The sequence below is a fragment of the Exiguobacterium sp. OS-77 genome (genome assembly GCF_000414195.2).
GTDB classification, from domain to species: domain Bacteria; phylum Bacillota; class Bacilli; order Exiguobacteriales; family Exiguobacteriaceae; genus Exiguobacterium_A; species Exiguobacterium_A indicum.
Map to the genome: position 1 here is coordinate 1,172,042 of NZ_DF239008.1, position 22,339 is coordinate 1,194,380.

General features: G+C 49.2%; 23 protein-coding genes and 1 riboswitch. Of the genes, 20 read left to right on the plus strand and 3 right to left on the minus strand.

Annotated features, from left to right (window positions below; translation table 11 throughout):
* Positions 1-2 precede the first annotated feature (2 nt).
* The 4 genes from rsgA (at position 3) to EXG77_RS05700 (ending at position 2,925) form a co-directional block, all read left to right on the plus strand.
* On the plus strand, positions 3-908 hold the full coding sequence (rsgA, locus tag EXG77_RS05685) for a ribosome small subunit-dependent GTPase A (RefSeq protein ID WP_023468763.1): 906 nt from the start codon (positions 3-5) through the stop codon (positions 906-908).
* 2 nt (positions 909-910) lie between these two features.
* Entirely contained in the window at positions 911-1,567 is a 657-nt protein-coding gene (rpe, locus tag EXG77_RS05690) for a ribulose-phosphate 3-epimerase (RefSeq protein ID WP_029342106.1), read from the plus strand.
* 22 nt (positions 1,568-1,589) lie between these two features.
* Positions 1,590-1,699, plus strand: a riboswitch (TPP riboswitch).
* A gap of 61 nt (positions 1,700-1,760) precedes the next feature.
* Positions 1,761-2,321: an energy-coupled thiamine transporter ThiT gene (gene thiT, locus EXG77_RS05695; RefSeq protein ID WP_023468761.1), complete on the plus strand. Its 561-nt coding sequence runs from the start codon at positions 1,761-1,763 to the stop codon at positions 2,319-2,321.
* A 1-nt stretch (position 2,322) separates the two neighbouring features.
* Positions 2,323-2,925 (plus strand): thiamine diphosphokinase, encoded by a 603-nt coding sequence (locus EXG77_RS05700; RefSeq protein WP_035396754.1) that lies wholly within the window; start codon positions 2,323-2,325, stop codon positions 2,923-2,925.
* Between the two features lie 54 nt (positions 2,926-2,979).
* On the opposite strand, the gene EXG77_RS05705 is transcribed toward EXG77_RS05700, so the two are convergent.
* Positions 2,980-4,383 (minus strand): amino acid permease, encoded by a 1,404-nt coding sequence (locus EXG77_RS05705; protein ID WP_023468759.1) that lies wholly within the window; start codon positions 4,381-4,383, stop codon positions 2,980-2,982.
* A 140-nt stretch (positions 4,384-4,523) separates the two neighbouring features.
* The gene (gene rpmB / locus EXG77_RS05710; RefSeq protein WP_023468758.1) at positions 4,524-4,712 is read right to left on the minus strand and encodes a 50S ribosomal protein L28; all 189 of its coding nucleotides are present in this window, start codon (positions 4,710-4,712) and stop codon (positions 4,524-4,526) included.
* 283 nt (positions 4,713-4,995) lie between these two features.
* Between rpmB and EXG77_RS05715 the strand changes: the two genes are divergently transcribed.
* From EXG77_RS05715 to rnc, 11 genes are all read left to right on the plus strand, one after another.
* Positions 4,996-5,358 (plus strand): Asp23/Gls24 family envelope stress response protein, encoded by a 363-nt coding sequence (locus EXG77_RS05715; RefSeq protein ID WP_023468757.1) that lies wholly within the window; start codon positions 4,996-4,998, stop codon positions 5,356-5,358.
* 25 nt (positions 5,359-5,383) lie between these two features.
* Positions 5,384-7,057 carry a DAK2 domain-containing protein gene (locus EXG77_RS05720; protein WP_369815311.1) on the plus strand — a complete coding sequence of 558 codons (1,674 nt, stop codon included), beginning with the start codon at positions 5,384-5,386 and terminating at the stop codon, positions 7,055-7,057.
* 100 nt (positions 7,058-7,157) lie between these two features.
* The gene (gene sdaAB / locus EXG77_RS05725; protein WP_023468755.1) at positions 7,158-7,820 is read left to right on the plus strand and encodes an L-serine ammonia-lyase, iron-sulfur-dependent subunit beta; all 663 of its coding nucleotides are present in this window, start codon (positions 7,158-7,160) and stop codon (positions 7,818-7,820) included.
* 4 nt (positions 7,821-7,824) lie between these two features.
* The gene (sdaAA, locus tag EXG77_RS05730) at positions 7,825-8,721 is read left to right on the plus strand and encodes an L-serine ammonia-lyase, iron-sulfur-dependent, subunit alpha (RefSeq protein ID WP_023468754.1); all 897 of its coding nucleotides are present in this window, start codon (positions 7,825-7,827) and stop codon (positions 8,719-8,721) included.
* Positions 8,705-10,735 carry an ATP-dependent DNA helicase RecG gene (recG, locus tag EXG77_RS05735; RefSeq protein WP_035396758.1) on the plus strand — a complete coding sequence of 677 codons (2,031 nt, stop codon included), beginning with the start codon at positions 8,705-8,707 and terminating at the stop codon, positions 10,733-10,735. The genes sdaAA and recG overlap by 17 nt, the downstream gene beginning before the upstream one ends.
* An 85-nt stretch (positions 10,736-10,820) precedes the next feature.
* Positions 10,821-11,390, plus strand: coding sequence for a transcription factor FapR (fapR, locus tag EXG77_RS05740; protein WP_023468752.1), 570 nt, complete (start codon positions 10,821-10,823; stop codon positions 11,388-11,390).
* The gene (plsX, locus tag EXG77_RS05745) at positions 11,387-12,382 is read left to right on the plus strand and encodes a phosphate acyltransferase PlsX (RefSeq protein ID WP_035396760.1); all 996 of its coding nucleotides are present in this window, start codon (positions 11,387-11,389) and stop codon (positions 12,380-12,382) included. Before fapR ends, plsX begins: the two co-directional genes overlap by 4 nt.
* A gap of 16 nt (positions 12,383-12,398) precedes the next feature.
* The gene (gene fabD / locus EXG77_RS05750; protein WP_035396761.1) at positions 12,399-13,319 is read left to right on the plus strand and encodes an ACP S-malonyltransferase; all 921 of its coding nucleotides are present in this window, start codon (positions 12,399-12,401) and stop codon (positions 13,317-13,319) included.
* On the plus strand, positions 13,316-14,047 hold the full coding sequence (gene fabG, locus EXG77_RS05755) for a 3-oxoacyl-[acyl-carrier-protein] reductase (RefSeq protein WP_035396763.1): 732 nt from the start codon (positions 13,316-13,318) through the stop codon (positions 14,045-14,047). Before fabD ends, fabG begins: the two co-directional genes overlap by 4 nt.
* 70 nt (positions 14,048-14,117) lie before the next feature.
* Positions 14,118-14,357 (plus strand): acyl carrier protein, encoded by a 240-nt coding sequence (acpP, locus tag EXG77_RS05760; protein ID WP_029342095.1) that lies wholly within the window; start codon positions 14,118-14,120, stop codon positions 14,355-14,357.
* Positions 14,358-14,413: 56 nt separating this feature from the next.
* Complete coding sequence (rnc, locus tag EXG77_RS05765; RefSeq protein WP_023468747.1) at positions 14,414-15,184, plus strand: ribonuclease III; 771 nt, start codon at positions 14,414-14,416, stop codon at positions 15,182-15,184.
* A gap of 70 nt (positions 15,185-15,254) precedes the next feature.
* Here the strand turns inward: rnc and EXG77_RS05770 are convergent, their stop codons facing one another.
* Positions 15,255-15,455 carry a DUF1128 family protein gene (locus EXG77_RS05770; RefSeq protein ID WP_023468746.1) on the minus strand — a complete coding sequence of 67 codons (201 nt, stop codon included), beginning with the start codon at positions 15,453-15,455 and terminating at the stop codon, positions 15,255-15,257.
* Between the two features lie 126 nt (positions 15,456-15,581).
* Between EXG77_RS05770 and smc the strand changes: the two genes are divergently transcribed.
* The 5 genes from smc to rpsP all read left to right on the plus strand — a co-directional run bounded on the left by smc (position 15,582) and on the right by rpsP (position 22,297).
* Complete coding sequence (gene smc / locus EXG77_RS05775) at positions 15,582-19,145, plus strand: chromosome segregation protein SMC (RefSeq protein WP_035396764.1); 3,564 nt, start codon at positions 15,582-15,584, stop codon at positions 19,143-19,145.
* On the plus strand, positions 19,142-20,146 hold the full coding sequence (gene ftsY, locus EXG77_RS05780; RefSeq protein ID WP_023468744.1) for a signal recognition particle-docking protein FtsY: 1,005 nt from the start codon (positions 19,142-19,144) through the stop codon (positions 20,144-20,146). Before smc ends, ftsY begins: the two co-directional genes overlap by 4 nt.
* A 99-nt stretch (positions 20,147-20,245) precedes the next feature.
* Positions 20,246-20,566: a putative DNA-binding protein gene (locus EXG77_RS05785; protein WP_023468743.1), complete on the plus strand. Its 321-nt coding sequence runs from the start codon at positions 20,246-20,248 to the stop codon at positions 20,564-20,566.
* A 12-nt stretch (positions 20,567-20,578) separates the two neighbouring features.
* Complete coding sequence (gene ffh, locus EXG77_RS05790) at positions 20,579-21,928, plus strand: signal recognition particle protein (protein ID WP_023468742.1); 1,350 nt, start codon at positions 20,579-20,581, stop codon at positions 21,926-21,928.
* A 93-nt stretch (positions 21,929-22,021) separates the two neighbouring features.
* Positions 22,022-22,297: a 30S ribosomal protein S16 gene (gene rpsP, locus EXG77_RS05795; protein ID WP_023468741.1), complete on the plus strand. Its 276-nt coding sequence runs from the start codon at positions 22,022-22,024 to the stop codon at positions 22,295-22,297.
* The last annotated feature ends 42 nt before the right edge of the window (positions 22,298-22,339 follow it).

The following is a 22,339-nucleotide window of genomic DNA, read 5'->3' on the forward strand; positions in this document are numbered from 1 at the left end:
GGATGACGGAACAACGCATCGAAGAGAATCGAGAAGGAACGATCATACGCCTGCAGGGCGGCTTTTATGATGTCATGACACCAGAAGGAGAAGTTCGTTCACGAGCAAGAGGAAATTTCCGAAAACGCGGCATCAGTCCAGTCGTCGGAGATGAAGTCGTGCTTCATATCGAAAGTGAGACCGGGTACATTCTCGAAGTGAAGGAGCGGGACAACTTTTTAGTACGCCCGCCTGTCGCGAATATCGATCAAGCGTTGCTTGTCGTCTCGGCGGCAGAACCTGATTTTTCAGCGCATCTACTCGACCGATTTCTCGTCTTGATCGAAGCGAAGGAAATCCAACCCGTCATCCTGTTAACGAAGATGGATTTACTTGACGAAGTCAAAGGACCGGCTGTCCGAGAGGCGATTGCCGCTTACCGGAAGATTGGGTATACGGTCATCGAGACATCAAGTGAGACGTTGACGGGTGTTGAGCAAGTCCGTCCGTTACTTGCTGGAAAAACGAGCGTTCTCGCCGGACAATCCGGTGTCGGGAAAAGTTCATTGCTCAATGCACTGGAGCCCTCTCTTGATTTAGAAACAAGTGCGATCTCGAAATCACTCGGACGCGGACGTCATACGACGCGCCACGTCACATTAATGCCGCTTGCCGAAGGATTGATTGCCGATACGCCAGGTTTCTCGAACCTCGATTTTCCGTATGATATGGAAATCGAGGATGTACGGTGGAGTTTTCCTGAATTCGTCGCTGTACAAGATGATTGTAAATACCGAGGTTGCTTGCATTTGAATGAACCCGGTTGTGCCGTCAAGGAAGCCGTCGAAGCCCAAGAAATCATGTCCTCTCGTTATGAGAACTATGGTATGTTTATAGACGAAATCAAGAATCGAGCCCGGAGGTATTGAAGATGATTAAAATTGCACCATCGATCTTATCAGCAGATTTTGCGAATCTTGAGCGTGATGTCAAAGCAGTCGAAGCAGCAGGCGCGGACTATATCCATTTTGATGTCATGGACGGTCAGTTCGTACCGAACATCTCATTTGGATTACCTGTGCTTAGCAGCTTACGTCAAAAGACGGATATGATTCTCGATGTCCATTTGATGATTGACCAGCCAGAACGTTTCGTTGAAGATTTCGTCAAGGCAGGGGCTGACATCGTGACGTTCCACGTCGAAGCGACGAATCATGTCCATCGTGTCTTGCAACAAATCAAAGCAGCGGGCGCAAAGGCAGGAGTCGTCTTGAATCCCCATACGCCATTATCAACGATTGAACACGTCCTTGAGGATGTCGATATGGTTTTATTGATGACGGTCAATCCGGGCTTCGGTGGACAAGCCTTCATCGAGCGTGTCATGCCGAAACTCGCAGCACTTGCGCAAATGAAAGCAGATCGTGGTCTGACATTTGAAATCGAGATTGACGGTGGCGTCAATCCGGAAACGGCAAAGCTTTGCATCGATAACGGTGCGAACGTTCTCGTCGCAGGATCAGCAATCTACAATGCACCAGATTATGCGGAAGCGATCACTAGCATTCGTCAAGGGGCTGCCGTATAATAAGAACGAGAAAACGAAATATGATGACCGCAAGGGGTGTCGCTTGAAAAGCGGCTGAGAGGAGTCTTTTAGACTTTAACCCTTCGAACCTGTTCCGTTCAAACGGACGTAGGGATGTGGCGCACGCAGGCAGTACGGCGTTCGTCGTACTGCCTTTTTGCGTCCTCTCGTACAATGAAGGAGGAATAATAACATGAAACGGTTACAAATGATGATGGAAATTGCCATCTTTGCCAGTCTCGGAGTCGTCTTTGATTTACTGATTCCATTCAAAATGCCACAAGGAGGCTCAATCAGCTTAGCGATGTTACCGATCTTCGTCATGGCATTTCGCCACGGTGTCGTTGGAGGGGTCGTTACGGGAGCGCTTGTCGGTACGATTCAATTGATGTTCGCTCCACAAGTCTTGACGATCGTTCAACCGATGCTTGACTATACGATTGCGTATGGTGTCGTCGGATTAAGTGGTCTGTTCGCGCGTCAAGTCAGACTAGCCGCGCGCAATGGACAAAAGAAAAGCTTGATGGCGTTCGTTCTCCTGGCGACGTTATTAGGCGCAGGACTCCGTTATATCTGTCATGTCATCAGTGGAATCGTCTTTTTTGCCGAGTATGCCGAAGGTCCAGTCGTACCGTATTCATTGATTTATAACGCGACATACATGGTACCGTCTTACGTTCTTTGTGGTGTCGTTGCGGGTCTTTTATTCACGACTGCGCCACGCTTACTACGTTATTCGGCACGAGGCGTCTGAGATGCGGGCGATTCTCGTCTGTGCCGGTCCGCGAGAAGAAGCGCCGGATTTACGGACGTTTTGTCAGCCAGGTGATTTTATCGTCGGTGTTGACGGTGGTGTTCAGACGATTGAATCGTTTGGGCTGACATGCGACCTGACGATTGGTGATTTTGATTCGCTTGGTTATGTACCAGAAGGGGCAATCGTTCATCCGGCCGAGAAAGATGAAACGGATCTCGAACTGGCACTTCGTACAGTCTCAGAGAAGAAACAGTTTGAGGATACCTTCATTATCGGGGCGACAGGTGGGCGGCTCGACATGACCGTCCAAAATGTATATTTATTGAAGCGATACCCAGAGGCACGACTCGTGACGAAACGAGAAGAGGTACGATACTTGGCTGAGGGAACGTATGCAGTCGAAGCAGGGAGCTATTATTATCTTTCGTTCATTCCACTCGTACCATCGACTTTAAGCTTATCCGGAGTCAAATATCCACTTGATGCACATCCAGTACCGGTCGGAGGTTCCTTGACCGTCAGTAATGAATGGTGTGCGTCAGAAGCGAAGGTAGAGCTCCATCAAGGAGAACTATTGATGATGCGGACGCTTAAGGAATAGCGCAATCATAGGAAAGAGGCCGTGGATGACTCCGCGACCTCTTTTTGTGTGAAATTATTCTTCGAGTTGAGAAGGGGCGACACGGATGTCGCTTTGAGCGGATAGATGTTTTCCTTTGACGAAGAGATGATAACTTCCCCACATGACAAGGAAGAAAGGAACACCAATGTATAGAGCGATTCGTTGATCCGCTTGAAACGCAAGACTGACGAGGACGACGACGTTAAGTGTCAACGAAATCAGTGGTAACACCGGATAGAGTGGTGTCTTGAATTTCAGTTCGGATACATCGTGTCCGTTTCGGACGAACTGACGACGAAATGCAAGCTGAGAAGCAGAGATCGAAATCCAGCCGACTTGAGCCCCGAGTCCGGCTAAGGACAAGAGCCAAATGAAGACGGTATCTTCTGCGAAAAATGCGGTCAGAAGCGATAACATCGCGAACATCATCGTAAAGAGTAAAGCACGCATTGGCACACCACGTGCATTGACGTAAGATAATTTCTTTGAAATCATCCCTTCTTGCGCCATTGCCCATAACATCCGAGTCGCCGCATATAATCCGGAGTTTCCGACGGATAATAGTGCCGTCAAGACGACGATATTCATCAAATCAGCAGCGTACGGAATGCCGATCGCATCAAAGACCATGATGAACGGACTGCTGACTCCGCCAGCCGTCTCATACGGAATTAATGCACCAACGATCGTAATCGATAAGACGAAGAAGATGAACGTCCGCCAGACTGTATTGCGGATCGCTTTTGGAATCGATTTTTCTGGCGTGTCGGACTCCCCAGCCGCAACACCGATCAATTCCGTTCCTTGGAAGGCGAAGTTGACGGCGATCATCGTCGTCAAGACACCAAGAATCCCGTTTGGAAACCAACCGCTTGCCGTAAAGTTAGCGAATAACGATGTTGGGCGATCTGCTTCCATCGGTAACCAGCCGAACCAAGCAGCGCCACCTAAAATGATGAAGAATAGGATCGCGAGGACCTTCAAACTCGAGAACCAGAATTCAGCTTCACCGAATGCTTTGGCGGAGACGGCATTCAGACCGAACAGCAAGACCGTAAAGGCGGTACACCAGACGACGACGGGTACATTCGGAAACCAGCGGTCCATTAAACTGCCGGCAGCTGTGATTTCGAGTGCCACCGTCACGGCCCAGCCGAGCCAATAAATCCAACCGACGGCAAAGCCGATCCCTGGTCCGATGAAGCGGGTCGTATAGGTCTGAAATGACCCCGAGACCGGCAGATAGACCGCTAATTCCCCTAGACATAACATTGTCAGATACATGATGGTCCCACCCACGATGTAACTGAGGACCGCCCCGAGAGGTCCTGCTTGTGAAATCGTTAATCCTGACCCTAAAAATAAGCCTGTTCCGATGATTCCGCCAAGTGAAATCATGAACAGATGTCGACTCGTCATCTCTCGTTTGAGTTGCATGATGACTTCCCCCAATTCTGACAAAATAAAGTACGTTCCTATTGTAAGCGTTTTCAATAAAAGCGACAATTAGTTTATGAGAAAAATAAATGAGGGCATAAAAAAACCGGAAGGGAAGATTCCCATCCGGTGGTTGCGCCTTATACGCGTTCGACTTTACCTGATTTAAGAGCTCGAGCTGAAACCCAAACCTTTTTCGGCTTACCGTCGACGAGGATACGTACTTTTTGTACGTTGACTCCCCAAGTACGTTTTGTTTTGTTCAATGCGTGTGAACGGTTGTTACCCGACTTTGGCGATTTCCCAGTAACGTAGCATTTACGTGCCATGCGTTCCGCCTCCTTTTATGTTGTTTTGCGTTCGTCCTAATAGACACTTTGCTATCTTAGCATGGTGTCAGGGCGGTTGCAACATAAAAAAAGTAGCTGACAAGAAAAAAACTTGACAGACAACCTCGAAATTTAAAATAATGGATGAGGATGATGGTAAAAGTTCATTTGACCGCTACTATTTTTCACTTATTCATTGTATAGTCAGTACGGCGACTTTTCAATAGTAGGTCCTTATAGTAGAATTATGAGAAGAATACAATATTCAAAGGGGGCTACTCAGGTGGCGATCGAGATGAAAACGACCTATGGAAAGATTGATGTAGATAATGATGTCGTCGCGCAACTTGCGGGCGGCGCGGCAATGGAATGTTTTGGTGTCGTTGGTATGGCATCCCAGTCTCAAATCAAGGATGGTCTTGCTGAACTCTTAAAACGTGAGAACTTTGCACGCGGTGTCATCGTTCGACAGGCTTCAGAGCAGGTCCATATCGATATGCATATCATCGTAAGTTATGGAACGAAAATCTCAGAGGTGGCGAATAACGTACAGAGTCGCGTGAAATACACGCTCAGTCAGGCACTAGGTCTTGACGTGACATCTGTGAACATCTTTGTCCAAGGAGTCCGCTTGACGAATGTCTAAGGCGGGAATAGAGGAGGAAACTTTAGTGAGTGTAGATCGTTTAACAGGAGCGCAGTTAGTCAAGATGATTCAAAATGGCGCGGCGAATCTCTATCAAAATGCAGATTTCGTCGATTCATTGAACGTCTTCCCTGTGCCAGATGGTGATACGGGAACGAACATGAATTTGACGATGACTTCAGGTGCAAAAGAAGCAGGTAAATCAACTTCGGATTCTGTATCGGAAGTCGCAAACGTCTTCGCACGTGGATTATTGATGGGGGCGCGCGGAAACTCTGGCGTCATCTTAAGCCAATTGTTCCGTGGATTCTCGAAATCAATCGAAGGCAAAACAACGATTGATACGAAGGAATTCGCAGATGCGTTACAAAAAGGTGTCGATACTGCATACAAAGCAGTCATGAAACCCGTTGAAGGAACAATCTTGACGGTTGCCCGTGAAACAGCTGTCGCTGCTATCGCACAATCTGAGACGACGACGGATTTCTTAGAGTTGATGCGTCAACTCGTCGAAGCTTCGAAAGTATCGCTCGACGGTACACCAGAACTTCTTCCGGTATTAAAAGAAGTAGGCGTCGTTGACTCTGGTGGTCAAGGTCTCGTCTGTATCTATGAAGGATTCCTCGCAACACTCGAAGGAAAAGAACTCGACAAGCCGCATGCACCTGTCATGGAAGCACTCGTCGAAGCAGAGCATCATAAAACGGCTCAAAGCTTCATGTCGACAGAAGAAATCCATTACGGTTACTGCACGGAAATCATGGTTCGTTTCCAAGATGACAAGCTTGCGAATGCACCGTTCAGCGAAGAAGACTTCCGGAACGAATTAGCGGAATTCGGTGATTCGTTGCTCGTCGTAGCGGATGAAGAACTCCTTAAAGTTCACGTCCACGTTGAAACACCAGGAGAAGTCATCACAAAAGGACAACGTTTCGGTGAACTCGTCGCTGTTAAGATTGAAAACATGCGTCAACAACACTCGACGATCCTTGAAGAAGAAGGTGCGAACCAAGTCACTCCAGTCGCTGCACCGAAGGCAAAAGCGAAAGCAGCCCTCGTGACAGTCGCAATGGGTGAAGGAATCAGCGAACTCTTTAAATCACTCGGTGTCAGTGTCGTCATCGAAGGCGGACAAACGATGAACCCGTCGACGGAAGATATCGTTAAGGCGATCGAGGATGCACACGCTGAACACGTTTATGTCTATCCAAACAACTCAAACATCATCATGGCCGCTGAACAAGCAGCATCTGTTGCGAATTGTGGTGTGACGGTCGTGAAATCAAAAACAGTTCCACAAGGTTTAGCAGCAACAATCGTCTATAATCCAGAAGCGACTGTCGAAGAGAACGAAGCGCACATGGCAGATGCGATTGCAGCCGTTAAGTCGGGACAAGTCACATATGCCGTACGTGATACGAACATCGATGGTGTAGAAATCAAGAAGGACGACCATATGGCGATTGCTGAAAAACAAATCGTCGCTACGGACGCTTCAAGTCTTGGTGCAGTCAAGAAACTCGTCGATACACTCGTCACTGAGGACGACGAAATCATCACGGTTCTTTACGGTGAAGGCGTCTCGACAGAAGAAGTTGACGCACTCGTCGCGTACATCGAATCGGTCAATCCGGATGCTGAAGTGGAAGTCCACGACGGCAAACAACCACTTTATTCGTACATTTTAAGCGTCGAATAAAACCATCATACTGAAAAAGGGCGACTAGCCTTTTCACGAATCCCACCATCTGCGATAATAGAGGTGGGATTTCGTTTGTTTCATAGAGAGGGGAAAAGAAATGAAATATCGTAGCGTCTTTGACATCATCGGACCAGTCATGGTTGGTCCATCGAGCTCGCATACAGCAGGGGCTGCACGGATTGGATTGATGGCGGGTAAATTATTCGGGGAAACGCCTACTGTCATCCACATCACGTTTTACGGTTCATTCGCGGATACGTATCGTGGACATGGAACGGATGTCGCCATCATCGGCGGTGTTCTCGGATACGATACGTTTGACGACCGGATTCCACAATCGATCGATATCGCGAAGTCGAAAGGGATTGAGATTCATTTCGAGACGAGTGAAGCGTTGACGGATCATCCGAATACGGCTCGTGTCCATTTGACGAATGGAGTAGAAGAGTTTGAATTGGTTGGTATTTCAATTGGTGGGGGAACGATTGAAATCACGGAATTAAATGGTGTACCGCTTCGTTTGTCCGGTGGGGGGCCGGCACTCGTCGTCTTGCACCATGACCGCTTTGGTGCGATTGCAGCCGTGACGAGCATTTTGGCTGATTACGAAATCAACATCGGGCATATGGAAGTGTCACGGCATGAAAAAGGAAAACAAGCACTCATGGCAATTGAGATTGATGACCGGATAACGGCAGAAGTGTTGGAAGAAATCGATCGGTTACCTCAAGTCGAGCGTGCCGTCATGATGGGAGAGTGAAGACATGTTTAAATCCGTAAAAGAACTCGTCGCCATCGCGACGGAACGAAATATTCCGATTTCGGAAGTCATGATCGAGCAAGAGATGACGGTTCGTCATTTAGAGCGAGATGAAGTCTATGCGATGATGGAACGAAACCTACAAGTGATGGAAGAAGCAGTCGCTCGTTCACTTGATGGTGACGGTGTCCAGTCGGTGACAGGACTGACCGGTGGGGATGCTGTCTTGCTTCAACGATACCGTGCTTCAGGTAAAGGTTTGTCAGGAGATTTGCTACTTGATGCCGTCAGTAAAGCAATCGGAACGAATGAAGTCAATGCTGCGATGGGAAAAATTTGTGCGACACCAACGGCAGGGAGTGCCGGCGTCGTACCAGGTACACTATTTGCTGTCAAAGATCGGTTAAACCCAACGCGTGAACAGATGTTACGCTTCTTGTTCACATCCGGTGCGTTTGGTTTCGTCGTCGCGAACAATGCATCGATTTCTGGAGCGGCTGGTGGCTGTCAAGCAGAAGTCGGTTCGGCAACAGCGATGGCAGCAGCTGCCATCGTTGAGATGGCGGGCGGAACACCGGATCAGTCAGCGCATGCTTTTGCGATCGCGCTGAAGAACATGCTTGGACTCGTCTGTGATCCTGTTGCAGGACTCGTCGAAGTGCCATGCGTGAAACGCAATGCGATGGGTGGGGCGAATGCTGTTGTCGCTGCCGACATGGCACTCGCTGGAATCACGTCACGGATTCCGTGTGATGAAGTCATCTCAGCCATGCATGAGATTGGTCAGATGATGCCGTCTGCGCTTCGCGAGACAGCAAAAGGTGGACTCGCGAATACGCCGACGGGTCGCTGGCTCGAAGCGAAAATCTTCGGAGAGTTATCGAATGAATCCATCACGTGACGTCAAGACATTAAAAGGTGTCGGACGGGATTTAGCGAAAAAACTAGAAGAGATGAATATTCTCACCGTTGCGGACGTGCTCGAGCACGTCCCGTTTCGTTATGACGACTTCGTGACGGGAAGTCTAACGGAAGCAATCCATGAGGATAAAGTCAAGTTCACGGGTCAAGTCCAGTCTGAACCACTTGTGCGCTATTACGGCAAAGGAAAAAATCGTTTAACGTTCCGTTTGCTCGTTGAAGAACGGTATAGTGTGACCGTAACGATGTTCAACCGGGCATTCTACAAAGACCAATTGCAACTTGGAGCAGAAGTGACGGTCAGTGGCAAGTGGGATTTACACCGGATGACGATCTCTGCGACGGAATTGCAATTCGGGGCAATCGAAGGCGAATTGACACCCGTTTACTCGCTCCGGGGTGACATGCGGATGAAGACATTCCGACGCGTCGTCGACTTGGCGTTCAAGGAGACTGAGGCATTAGCTGAACGAATCCCGGATAGCATCCGGAAGACGTATCGGTTGCAAGACCGGATGACGATGTTGAAGTCGCTTCATTTCCCAACGAATCGACAAGAGTTAACGGCTGCTCGTCGCAGTTATGTCTACGAGGAGTGCCTCTATTTCCAACTGAAATTACAGGCGTTACGTCTTGGACGACGGAAAGGTCAAGGGATTGCCTTGCCTTTACATGAAACGGATATTGCCAATTTCATCAAGAGCCTGCCGTTTCCGCTGACAGGTGCACAGCAACGTGTGACAAAAGAGATTCTAGACGACATCGGTCGCGGCGAACGAATGAATCGGTTGTTGCAAGGAGATGTCGGAAGCGGAAAGACCGTCATCGCAGCCATCGCCTTGTTCGCGACGGTTCGTGCCGGAAAACAAGGTGCCTTGATGGTGCCGACCGAAATTTTAGCGGAACAGCATGCAGCGTCGCTGGCCCCATTGCTTGAACCACTTGGGATCCGAGTCGGTTTACTGACGAGTTCCGTTAAAGGGAAAGCGCGTGCACACTTGCTCGAAGCTCTTGTAACAGGAGAGATCGACGTCTTAGTCGGAACACATGCGCTGATTCAAGACACCGTCCAGTTCAAGGCATTACACCTCGTCATCACCGATGAACAACATCGCTTCGGTGTCGAACAACGGAAGCGGTTGCGCGCGAAAGCTGAACAGGCAGATGTATTATATATGACAGCGACACCGATTCCGCGTACGCTTGCGATATCGGTCTTTGGAGATATGGATGTTTCGATCATCGATGAGATGCCGGCGGGACGAAAGGAAATCGAGACCTACTGGGCGAAACCGCAACAGATGGAACGCGTTTTCGGATTCGTCGAGAAAGAATTGTCGCAAGGTCGACAAGCCTACGTCATCACGCCATTGATCGAGGAATCCGAATCACTCGAAGTTCAAAATGCGATCGAATTACATGCGACATTGACCGAGCGGTTCAAGCCCTATCATGTCGGTTTGATGCATGGGCGCTTGACTTCTTCAGAAAAAGACGAGGTCATGCAGGCATTCAAGGAGAATACTGTTCAAATCCTTGTTTCAACGACGGTCGTCGAGGTCGGCGTGAACGTTCCGAACGCATCGATCATCGTCATTCATGATGCAGAACGCTTCGGTCTTGCGCAATTACACCAATTAAGAGGACGCGTTGGTCGAGGCGATGCCCAGTCTTACTGTATTCTAATCGCCGATCCCTCTTCCGATACGGGAAAAGAACGGATCAAGACGATGACGGAGACGAACGATGGCTTCAAGCTAGCGGAAAAGGATTTAAAACTGCGCGGAGCCGGAAATTTCTTCGGTACCGAACAAAGTGGATTACCGCGCTTCGTCTTGACCGATCCGGCGCTCGATATACAAGTCATGGAAACTGCGCGACAAGATGCAGTCCGATTACTGCGATCGGACGCCTTTTGGCAAGCGCCGGAATACGATGTCTTGCGTGACTATATCGAACGACAAGGGCTACTTGAAGGAGAAAGAATCGAATAATACTTGAAAGTGAACAACAAGGGATATATACTACTATTAGTACCAGGTAATAATAGTGGTCATCCTTCTTGTGGGAGGAACATACATGCGGGTACCTAAAAAAGAGAGACAACAAGAATTATTACAGACGATCGAGCAAAATCCGTTCATCACGGATGAAGCGCTGGCGACACGATTCCGTGTCAGTATTCAGACGATTCGTCTCGACCGGATGGAATTAAAGATTCCGGAATTACGGGAGCGAATTAAACACGTCGCGACCGAACGGCTGGATGATGTGCGTACGTTGACTGAAAATGAAGTCATTGGTGATATGATTGACCTGAAACTCGATACATCTGCGATCTCGATCCTTGAGATTTTGCCGGAACATGCGTTTAGTCGGAATGCAATCGCCCGCGGACATATTTTGTTCGCGCAGGCAAACTCGCTTGCGATTGCGCTCATCGACGATGAACTCGCGTTGACGACACGTGCGAACGTTCAGTTCACACGCTCCGTTCATGTCGGAGAACGCGTCGTTGCGAAGGCGTTCGTCAGTTCCCATCGTCAAGATGGGCGTTCTGACATCACGGTGGAGAGTTATGTCGGTGAAGAATGTGTCTTTATCGGTGAGTTCACAGTGTATCGAAGTAGTAAGGAGGAATCGAAATGATTTTAGCAGTTGACGCTATGGGGGGCGATCACGCACCCCGTGCCATCGTAGAAGGGGTCGTTGCCTATTTGGCAGAACGTCCAAACGAAGACATCGATATCCGACTAGTCGGAGATGAGTTGAAATTACGCTCATACACAATCGAGGATCCGCGCGTGACGATCGTCCACGCGGCATCCGTCATCACCGGAGAAGACGAACCGGTACGTGCGATTCGCCGCAAGAAAGATAGCTCACTCGTTGTGGCTGCAAACCTGGTGAAATCAGGAGAGGCAGATGCCTTGATTTCAGCAGGCAACACGGGAGCGCTCATGACTGCCGGATTGTTCGTCATCGGTCGAATCGAAGGAGTTGACCGTCCTGCACTGGCCCCGACTTTCCCGACACGTAATGGGAAAGGTGTCGTCATCTTAGATGTTGGCGCCAACCCGGATGCGAAGGCAGAGCATCTGCTCGATTATGCCATCATGGGGTCTGTCTACGCAGAACAAGTTCGCGGCATCACACGTCCAAAAGTCGGACTCTTGAATATCGGATCAGAAGCCGGTAAAGGGAATGCACTGACGAAGGAAACGTATCCGCTACTTGAGACAGCACCGATTCATTTCGTTGGGAACGTCGAGGCGAGAGAAGTGATGAGCGGTGACGTCGATGTCATCGTCACGGAAGGTTTTGCCGGCAATACGTTACTTAAAAGTACTGAAGGGGCAGCCAGTATGATCATGGGTGTCATGAAGGAACAATTCATGAGCTCGTGGACATCAAAGCTCGCCGCTCTCGTACTGAAACCGAAGTTGAAAAAAATGAAGCAGTTGCTCGCCTATGAAGAATATGGCGGTGCTGGACTATTCGGGATTGCGGCTCCGGTCATCAAGGCGCATGGTTCAAGTAATGCTTACGCATTCAGCCGAGCGCTCGTTCAAGCGGAAAAGATGGTCGAACAAGAAGTCGTTGCCAAAATCGTTCAAGCGAAGGCAACAAAAGCACGTTAAGAAGGAGTGAGACGAGATGGGGAAAACAGTTTGGATGTTTCCGGGACAAGGGTCACAAACGCCTGGAATGGGACAGACGCTCATCACGCAAGACGAGACACGCCAAGCACTCGCTGACCTCGGAACGCGAATTGGTCTGGATCTGACGACGCTGATGACGACAGGGACGAAGGATGAATTGAAAGCAACAGATATCGCTCAACCAGCCATCGTCGCACACAGTGCATTACTCGCACAGCAGTACGCAGCACAAGGACATACACCTGATTTCGTACTCGGACACAGTGTTGGAGAATATAGCGCGCTCGTCGCAGCTTCTGTCATCACACCGTCTGAAGCCGTCTATCTCGTCCGCGAACGCGGAAAACTCATGAATCAAGTCACGGGTGGAACGATGGCGGCGGTCATCGGCATGAATGATGTCGAGGCAGCCCATCACGCGGTCGAATCGATTGCGGCGACGGGAGAAATCGTTCAAATCGCCAACTACAACTGTCCTGGGCAATTCGTCATCTCCGGACAAATCGCAGCGGTCGAATCCGCTACAGCGAAGTTAAAAGAGCTCGGAGCAAAACGTGTCTTACCGCTTGATGTATCAGGTGCGTTCCATTCGTCACTCATGACACCATTCGCACCACGATTCGAAGACATTCTCGTCTCGTCACCGTTTGAAGCGGCGAAGACGAAATTCATCTCGAACGTCGACAGTGCGTTCCATGATCAACCAGACGAATTGATTCGTTTGCTCGTTCAGCAGCTCTACTCACCGGTTCGATTCGAATCATGCGTTGAGCGTCTGATCGAAGAAGGTGCGGATACATTCATCGAGTTTGGTCCATCATCTCCGTTGAGCGGTCTCGTGAAACGAATCAAAAAAGATGCGAAGATCATCAGCATCACGACACTTGAGCAATTGGAAGCGGAGGGAATTCGTTGAGTAAAGTAGCACTCGTCACTGGCGCGTCACGCGGCATCGGAGCTGCCATCGCGAAGCGATTGGCAACAGATGGTTTCCGTGTCGTCGTCAACTATGCAGGAAGCACGGACAAGGCGGAAGCAGTCGTCCGTGAAATCAAGGAAGCAGGCGGAGAGGCACTCGCGATTCAAGCGAATGTCGCTGAAGCAGATGCTGTCAAACAGATGATCAAACAGACGATCGACACGTTCGGTCAACTGGATTGTGTCGTCAATAATGCCGGCATCACGCGTGATGGTTTGCTGATGCGCATGAAGGAAGCGGATTTCGATGCTGTCATCGATACGAATCTGAAAGGTGCGTTTCTCGTCACGCAAGCTGCGACACGTCCATTGTTAAAAACAAGCGGTCGTATCATCAACATCGCATCAGTCGTCGGTATTTCCGGAAATCCAGGGCAAGCGAACTATGTCGCAGCGAAAGCGGGTCTGATCGGGCTGACGAAATCCGTCGCACGTGAACTCGCGAGTAAAGGTGTCACAGTCAATGCCATCTGTCCAGGCTTCATCGAGACGGACATGACGGATGAATTGACGGAAGAACAGCGGAACCTGTCACTCGGGCAAATTCCGTTGAAACGCTTCGGTCAAACGGACGATATCGCTTCACTCGTCAGTTTCATCGCTTCAGATGAAGCGCGATACATCACAGGACAAACTCTTGCCGTCGATGGCGGCATGACGATGTAACACAACTAACGGTAGTACTTTGCCAAATCGGCAATCATCTTATATACTCAACTCATGGAGGGATTTTAAAATGACAAAAGAACAAATCTTAGTAGACGTACAAGAAGCAATCGCAGAAAAATTAGGAAAAGAACAAAGTGAAATCACACTTGATAAATCGTTCAAAGACGACCTCGGTGCTGACTCTCTCGAAGTCATGGAACTCGTCATGGACTTAGAAGACAAGTTCGAAATCACGATCGAAGATGAGCAAGCAGAAAACTTGAAGACTGTCGGCGATGTCGTCAACTACATCGAAACACAAGTCTGATCATTGAAGCTGACCCACCGCAATTTGCGGTGGGCTTTAGCTGTTTAGGAGGAACTATGACGAATCAAAAAGGACGTCGTGTCCGAAAAGGACCCTATGTAAAACGACGCAAGGATGCTCGGACGCTCGCTCAAATCGAGCAGAAATTCGAAGCGTTACAAGAGCGCCTGAATATTACGTTTTCTAATGTCGAGCTATTAAAACAAGCCTTCACGCACTCTTCGTTCGTCAATGAACAACGCGAGTCTGAAGGGGATAACGAACGCCTAGAATTTTTAGGGGACGCTGTCTTAGAGTTGACGGTGTCACGCTATCTATTCGAACACTACCCGGAACGTTCCGAGGGGGAATTAACGAAATTGCGAGCGGCAATCGTCTGTGAACCGTCACTCGTCCAATTTGCGAATCACTATCAGTTTTCCGATATGATTCTGTTAGGTAAGGGGGAAGAACTGACCGGTGGTCGGAATCGTCCAGCCTTACTTGCGGATGTCTTCGAATCCTTCATTGGCGCCTTGTATCTTGACCAAGGCATCGAAGCAGCCGAACGATTCCTCGCCGAAGCGGTTTTTCCGAAAGTGGCGACAGGCTTTTTTGAAGAACAGACAGATTTCAAGAGTCAATTGCAGGAAGCGATTCAACGTGTCGGCTTAGGTGTCATCGAGTATGAAATCATCGAGGAGCGCGGTCCGGCGCATAGTCGGGAATTCATCTCGCGTGTCCAAGTCGCGGATGAGCTGGAAGGGATCGGGACAGGCCGATCGAAAAAAGAGGCAGAGCAACAGGCAGCAAAACAAGCCTTACTTGAATTAAAGAAACAGTTTTAAGCAACAAAAGGCCGACCATCTCTCGAATGCGTGAGAGATGATCGGCCTTTATCGTGTGAAGTTCGCTTGATTAGACAGTCTTAAGGGATTTCAGTTCGTCGACGATCGCGTCGACCTCTGCCAGTGATAACGAGTCGCGCATCATGACGAACTCATAAATCTCTTTTAAGTCCTCATTTTTTGAACCGTCGAATTGTTCTGCTTTAATGACCCCTTTGTTGATGATGTTCAATTTATCTAAGATCGCTTCAATCATTTGTTCAATCGTCATCGTGTTATTCGCTCCTCTTCTTCTTGTTTCGCGTGATACTACCTTAAAACCTATCATGTTGCTAGCGTTTCGGCTATGGTAAACTGAAAGAAATTCAAAAGAAATTTAAACATACGGGTGATCAAGATGTACTTAAAACGAATTGAAATCAATGGCTTCAAATCATTTGCCAGTCGAACTGAACTAGAATTCCTTCCGGGTGTCACGGCAGTCGTCGGACCGAACGGAAGTGGGAAATCAAATATATCGGATGCTGTCCGTTGGGTACTCGGAGAACAATCTGCGAAGTCACTTCGTGGGGCGAAGATGGAAGACGTCATTTTTGCCGGCAGTCTGTCTGAACACCGGAAACAATTTGCCGAGGTGACGCTCGTCTTAGACAACGAGTCGGGAACGGTTGCGTTGCCGTATCAGGAAATCAGCGTCACGCGGCGTGTCAGCCGCAACGGAGACAGCGATTATTTTTTAAATAAAAAACCATGTCGCCTGAAGGATGTTCTTGATCTGTTCATGGACACAGGCTTGTCGCGAGATGCTTTTGCAATCATCGGACAAGGTCGTGTTGAACAAGTCATCTCCGGTAAACCGGAAGAACGTCGTGCTGTCATCGAGGAAGCAGCAGGCGTCTTAAAGTATCGTCATCGCAAGAAGCAAGCCGAGCGGAAATTAAGTGATACGGAAGCGAATCTATCACGTGTCGATGATATTTTATATGAACTCGGCGGACGAATCGAGCCGTTACGTGAACAAGCGGCGCTCGCGAAAGAGTATCTCGTCGCTCGAGAACGGCATGATGTCCTCGAGCGTGGTATCTTAGCGCATGAAATCACGACGTATCAGACGGAGCTCGAAACATTGGCGCGTGACATCGCACAATGTGAAGAACGCCTTGCGTCTCAAAAGACGACTTACGAAGAGACCGTCGTGTCCCGAGAGAATCAAGAATCGGCGCTTGAAGAAGAACGACAACAAGAAAACGCGTTGCAGGAGCAACTTCGACATGTCTCGACGCGATTGGTTGAGATCCAAGGTGCCCTTAACCTAGCGAAAGAGCGTGAAAAACACGGGACCGAGACGAAAGAGCGACTCGAACAAGAGGTTGCCGTCGTCGAAGAACGCGTCAAGGAACTGGAACTTGAACTGACCGCTTTACAGGAACGCCAAGCAGAAGTCGATCAGGAAGCAAAACGGATCACGGCTGAGCGAGAACGAGCCGATCAAGCGCTGACACAAACCGATCGTGATTTTGATAAGGAAGCCGAAGTATTACGTTCGGAAGCCTTTGAAGTGGCGAGTCGATTAGCTGCGACGAATAATGCCTATAATCGGGCGAAGCAAGATCTCATGCAGGCAGAAGAACAACAACGTTCATTTACGGCGGACAGCGGTACGAAACAATCGACGCGTCGTCAACTCGAGGAAGACGTCGCTCGACTAGAGGCGGATGTCGCTTCGATCCGGACGAAGTTGGACCAAGCAACGGAAGAAGAGACGACGGCACTTGCAGCACGAAATGAACAACAACATGCGTTACGCCAAGTCGAACAGTCCGTTGCGGATTTAGAGCGACGTCGGCATAAGACGGAAGACCGAATTGAATTCCTTGAATCCGTCAAAGCCGACTATAGCGGTTATTTCGGTGCTGTGAAGACGATTTTAAAACAACGAGATCAGCACCCAGGTATCCACGGAGCGGTCGCGGAGTTGATTTCGGTTCCGGCGCGCTTTGAAGCGGCAATCGAGACAGCGCTTGGTGGTGCGATGCAAAACATCGTCGTTGATACCGATGCGACAGGACGTCGTCTGATCCAGGAGCTTCGGCGGTTAAATGCCGGTCGAGCGACGTTCATGCCGCTCGCCTCACTCCAAGCACGCGAAGTCAATCGTTCAGTACGAGAACAAGTCGGTGGAATGTCTGGGTTCGTCGGGATCGCAAGTGATCTCGTGACGACAGACGAGACGTTGACGAAATTAAAGATGAACTTGCTCGGTACGACACTCGTCGTCGAGTCACTTGAACAGGCGAACCAAATCGCCCGTTCGACAGGACATCGCTATCGTCTCGTCACGCTCGAAGGAGATGTCGTCAACGTCGGCGGTACGATGACCGGCGGAAGTCGGAAAAAAGGTACACCACTGTTCAGTCAATCGCGCGAACTTGACGAGTTAAAAGAGGGACTGACGCGCGGACAAGCGGTCATTCGGGAGCAGATGCGCCGCTTGGAAGATCTGAGAGCGGCGATCCAGACTCTTGATGCTACGGCTCGGACACGGACAGAAACGATTCAAGCATTACAAGGGCAACTCGAACAATCGCGCGATACGTTAGCAGATGCGAACCGTCATCTCGCTGTCATGACGTCTGAATTGTCGGTTGAAGATCGACAGATGGCACGTGTACTCGAACAAGAACAGGAAGCACGTCAGATCATCGAGACGTCGGAAGTCGAGATCGCAAAATGGACGGAGCGTCAAACAGAGCTCAGACAAGCCTTAGATCGTCTTAAGGATGCGCAAGCCCGTGGTGCCGTCACGATGGACGAACTGAAGAAGGAACAAGCAGAAGCAGTTCTAGAAGAGCGGACGATTCAAATGAAACAAGCGCAGCTTTCGCAAGAGATCGAACGCCTGACGGAACAGGTCAGTCACGCGAAGCTTGAACGTGGTCATAAACGCCGTGACTTGCGTCATGTCCTTGAAGGATTCGACGAAGCGAAGATCGATGCCTTGCACGCGGAACAGCGCGAACAGGAACAGGAACAACAACGGGTCGAGACCGAACTCGTCGCGATCGGGCAACGGATTCAAGTACAAGCAGAATCCCTGCGCTTGATCCGGATCCGCGAAGCGAAGACGAAGGACGATCAACAAACGACGAAACAGGCACTCGAGCAACTACGACTCTCGCAAGGGAAAACGAGCACGCGTCTTGAGACAAGACAAGAAATGCTGGAAGAGATGGGATTACTGCTCGAACTGATTGCACCACTTGATCTATCGTATGAAGAGGCAAAAGAGGAAATTCATCTGCTCAAACGTCAACTCGAAGAAATCGGCATCGTCAACATCGGTGCGATTGAGGAATTCGCAGAGGTCGATGAACGGTTTACGTTCCTATCTGCGCAACGGGATGATCTCGTCGCTGCTAAAACCGATCTCTATGGCGTCATCGAAGAGATGGACCGAGAAGTCATTCGATTGTTCCGTCAAACGTATGATGCTGTCCGAGAACACTTCCGGGAAACATTCCGCGAGTTATTCGGGGGCGGTGAAGCCGATCTAGTCCTCGTTGACCCGAGTGATCTGTTGACGAGTGGAATTGATATCGTTGCGAAACCGCCTGGTAAGAAGCTGCAGAATTTGTCGCTCTTGTCCGGTGGAGAGCGTGCCTTGACAGCCATCGCCTTATTATTTGCGATTCTAAAGACACGTCCTGTCCCGTTCTGTGTCCTCGATGAGGTCGAGGCGGCGCTTGACGAAGCGAACGTCGCGCGATTCGGCGAGTTCGTCCATCAGCTAGCACGCGAGACACAGTTCGTCATCATCACCCATCGGAAAGGAACGATGGAGGCGGCAGATGTCCTTTACGGCGTCACGATGCAGCAAAACGGGATATCTGAAGTGTTATCCGTTAAACTAGAAGAGGCACGACGTACATTAAGTGAAGAACCAAAGGAGATTAAACGATGAGTTTCTTTAAAAAACTGAAAGACCGCTTGACGACTTCGACACAAGAAGTCACGACTAAATTCACGGAAGGCTTGACGAAGACACGCGACGGATTAGCGAGTGCCGTCAATGATCTCGTCTACCGCTTCCGTGAAGTCGATGAAGACTTTTTCGAAGAGTTAGAAGAAGTGTTGATCCAAGCCGACGTCGGTGTGACGACGACGATGGATTTGGTCGAGGAACTAAAGACAGAAGTCAAACGACGTAACGTCAAGGATCCAAAACAAGTCCGGGACGTCCTTGTTGAAGTCGTCGCGAACATGTTAGTCGAAGAAGAAGAGACAGCCCTTGATCTTGATCATGAGCTGAATGTCATCCTCTTCGTTGGTGTCAACGGGGTCGGTAAGACGACAACGATCGGGAAACTTGCGAACCGATTAAAACAAGAAGGTAAGAGCGTCATGTTAGCAGCGGGAGATACGTTCCGGGCTGGTGCGATCGATCAACTGCAAGTCTGGGGCGAACGCTCCGGTGTACCGGTCATTCGTCAAGGCGAAGGCTCCGATCCGGCTGCTGTCGTCTATGACGCCGTCCAAGCAGCGAAAGCACGTAAGGTCGACGTCCTGATTTGTGATACGGCAGGACGCCTACAAAACAAGGTCAATTTGATGAACGAGCTCGAAAAGGTCAAACGCGTCATCGAACGTGAAATTCCTGGTGCACCCCATGAAGTATTGTTGGCACTTGACGCAACAACAGGACAAAACGCGATGGTGCAGGCAAAAGCCTTCAAACAAGCGACGAACGTCAGCGGAATCGTCTTGACGAAGCTTGACGGCACAGCAAAAGGCGGGATTGTTCTTGCAATCAAGAACGAGCTGAATCTGCCGGTTAAGTTCGTGGGTCTCGGTGAAAAGATCGATGATTTACAACCGTTTGACGCAGAACAATTCGTGTATGGACTGTTCGGCGATGTCTTTGAAGAAAAAGAAAACGTCGACACGGAAGAAAGCGCGGAATAAGCTACGTTTCATGTAAAGAAAAAAACTTGACAACACACTGTGAGGGCTGTACTATACTATCTGTAAAGGAATTTCACTTAACATTGCGGAGGTGCTCGGATGACACTTGATAAAACGAACCGGATGAATTATCTGATTGACTTTTATCAGGAGCTTTTGACGCCAAAACAACGGAATTACATGTCACTCTATTACTTAGATGACTTTTCCTTAGGTGAGATCGCCGATGAGTTTGAAGTCAGCCGACAAGCAGTCTACGACAACATAAAACGCACGGAAGCCATGCTCGAGCAGTATGAAGAACGACTATCGCTGTTCAAGAAACACGAACGGCGAAAGCAGTTACTCGATCAGCTGAAGCAATGCGACCTTCCGGGTGAAGCCCTAGTGATCATTGAGACATTGGAGCAATTAGAGTAGGAGGCATTCTTAATGGCATTCGAAGGATTATCGGAACGGCTTCAAGCCAGTCTCGCTAAAATGCGAGGTAAAGGTAAGATTTCTGAAGCAGACGTCAAAGAGATGATGCGCGAAGTTCGCTTAGCGCTACTCGAAGCCGACGTCAACTTCAAGGTCGTCAAACAATTCGTAAATGATGTAAAGGAACGCGCCGTCGGACAGGATGTCATGACGTCTTTGACGCCAGGACAACAAGTCGTCAAAATCGTCCACGATGAATTGACGAATCTGATGGGTGCAGAAGTGTCACCGTTGACGCTTGCGAACCGTCCTCCGACCGTCATCATGATGACCGGTCTGCAAGGGGCAGGTAAAACAACGACAACGGGTAAACTTGCCAATCATTTACGTAAAAAACATAATCGTAGTCCTTTGCTTGTTGCGGCGGATATTTATCGTCCGGCAGCAATCAAACAATTAGAGACACTCGGAAAACAATTGGAGTTACCGGTCTTCTCGATGGGAGATCAGGTTAGTCCACAAGAAATCGTTACCGGTGCACTCGATTATGCAAAAGAGCATCATCACGATATCGTGTTGATCGATACGGCAGGTCGCTTACACGTCGATGAGGAACTGATGCAGGAACTCGTTGATGTTAAGGAGATCGCCAAACCGCATGAAATCTTCCTTGTCGTCGATTCGATGACGGGTCAGGATGCCGTCAACGTCGCAGAGAGCTTCAACGAGAAGCTTGGCGTAACGGGAGTCGTTCTGACGAAGCTCGACGGAGATACGCGAGGTGGTGCAGCACTCTCCATCAAGGCAGTCACCGGAGCACCGATTAAGTTCGTCGGTCTTGGAGAGAAGCTCGATGCCATCGAACCATTCTATCCCGAGCGGATGGCGTCTCGGATTCTAGGCATGGGAGACATGCTGACACTGATTGAAAAAGCAGAGTCACAAATGGACGCTACGCGTGCCAAAGAGTTAGAAAGCAAAATGCGCGATGCATCGTTTACATTCGATGATTTCATCGAGCAGTTGCAGCAAGTGAAACAGATGGGTCCACTCGACGAACTGTTGGGAATGATCCCTGGGGCAGGTAAAGGGAAGATGAAGGGGTTGAAAAACGCCCAAATCGATGAGAAGCAACTCGTGTATGTCGAAGCGATCATCCAATCGATGACGAAACGAGAGCGGACTGAACCTGAAATCTTGAATGCGAGCCGTCGGAAGCGGATTGCCCGTGGTAGCGGACGCAGTATCCAAGAAGTCAACCGCCTCATTAAACAGTTCGAAGACATGCGGAAAATGATGAAACAATTTTCCGGACAGATGGGCAAAGGGAAAAAGAAAGGCTTTGGTCTTCCATTCTTTTAAAAGTCTTTTCTCTTTTGCTGTAACGTTGTATACTAATGAAGTTGTCAATTTGACTAAACGAAAAAATCATTTATTATTTGGAGGGACTTACGAATGGCAGTTAAAATTCGTCTTAAGCGCATGGGCGCAAAAAAATCACCTTTCTACCGTGTGGTAGTAGCAGACTCACGTGCACCACGTGATGGTCGTTTCATCGAGCAAATCGGATACTACAATCCAGTTGCTAAACCAGAAGCAGAAGTTAAAATCAACGAAGAGCTAGCTCTTAAATGGCTCTCTGAAGGTGCTAAACCTTCGGACACAGTTCGTAACCTCTTCTCACAAGCTGGTATCATGGAGAAATTCCACAACGCGAAACTCGCGAAGTAAGACGTTAGGAGGTGAGCGAAAGCTTACCTCCTTTTTTTAATT

Bases quoted from the DNA above. Each gene is read 5' to 3' on its own strand.
- rsgA (WP_023468763.1), top strand. From the start codon at position 3: ATGACGGAACAACGCATCGAAGAGAATCGAGAAGGAACGATCATACGC.
- rpe (WP_029342106.1), top strand. From the start codon at position 911: ATGATTAAAATTGCACCATCGATCTTATCAGCAGATTTTGCGAATCTT.
- thiT (WP_023468761.1), top strand. From the start codon at position 1,761: ATGAAACGGTTACAAATGATGATGGAAATTGCCATCTTTGCCAGTCTC.
- EXG77_RS05700 (WP_035396754.1), top strand. From the start codon at position 2,323: ATGCGGGCGATTCTCGTCTGTGCCGGTCCGCGAGAAGAAGCGCCGGAT.
- EXG77_RS05705 (WP_023468759.1), bottom strand. From the start codon at position 4,383: ATGCAACTCAAACGAGAGATGACGAGTCGACATCTGTTCATGATTTCA.
- rpmB (WP_023468758.1), bottom strand. From the start codon at position 4,712: ATGGCACGTAAATGCTACGTTACTGGGAAATCGCCAAAGTCGGGTAAC.
- sdaAB (WP_023468755.1), top strand. From the start codon at position 7,158: ATGAAATATCGTAGCGTCTTTGACATCATCGGACCAGTCATGGTTGGT.
- sdaAA (WP_023468754.1), top strand. From the start codon at position 7,825: ATGTTTAAATCCGTAAAAGAACTCGTCGCCATCGCGACGGAACGAAAT.
- recG (WP_035396758.1), top strand. From the start codon at position 8,705: ATGAATCCATCACGTGACGTCAAGACATTAAAAGGTGTCGGACGGGAT.
- fapR (WP_023468752.1), top strand. From the start codon at position 10,821: ATGCGGGTACCTAAAAAAGAGAGACAACAAGAATTATTACAGACGATC.
- plsX (WP_035396760.1), top strand. From the start codon at position 11,387: ATGATTTTAGCAGTTGACGCTATGGGGGGCGATCACGCACCCCGTGCC.
- fabD (WP_035396761.1), top strand. From the start codon at position 12,399: ATGGGGAAAACAGTTTGGATGTTTCCGGGACAAGGGTCACAAACGCCT.
- acpP (WP_029342095.1), top strand. From the start codon at position 14,118: ATGACAAAAGAACAAATCTTAGTAGACGTACAAGAAGCAATCGCAGAA.
- rnc (WP_023468747.1), top strand. From the start codon at position 14,414: ATGACGAATCAAAAAGGACGTCGTGTCCGAAAAGGACCCTATGTAAAA.
- EXG77_RS05770 (WP_023468746.1), bottom strand. From the start codon at position 15,455: ATGACGATTGAACAAATGATTGAAGCGATCTTAGATAAATTGAACATC.
- smc (WP_035396764.1), top strand. From the start codon at position 15,582: ATGTACTTAAAACGAATTGAAATCAATGGCTTCAAATCATTTGCCAGT.
- ftsY (WP_023468744.1), top strand. From the start codon at position 19,142: ATGAGTTTCTTTAAAAAACTGAAAGACCGCTTGACGACTTCGACACAA.
- EXG77_RS05785 (WP_023468743.1), top strand. From the start codon at position 20,246: ATGACACTTGATAAAACGAACCGGATGAATTATCTGATTGACTTTTAT.
- ffh (WP_023468742.1), top strand. From the start codon at position 20,579: ATGGCATTCGAAGGATTATCGGAACGGCTTCAAGCCAGTCTCGCTAAA.
- rpsP (WP_023468741.1), top strand. From the start codon at position 22,022: ATGGCAGTTAAAATTCGTCTTAAGCGCATGGGCGCAAAAAAATCACCT.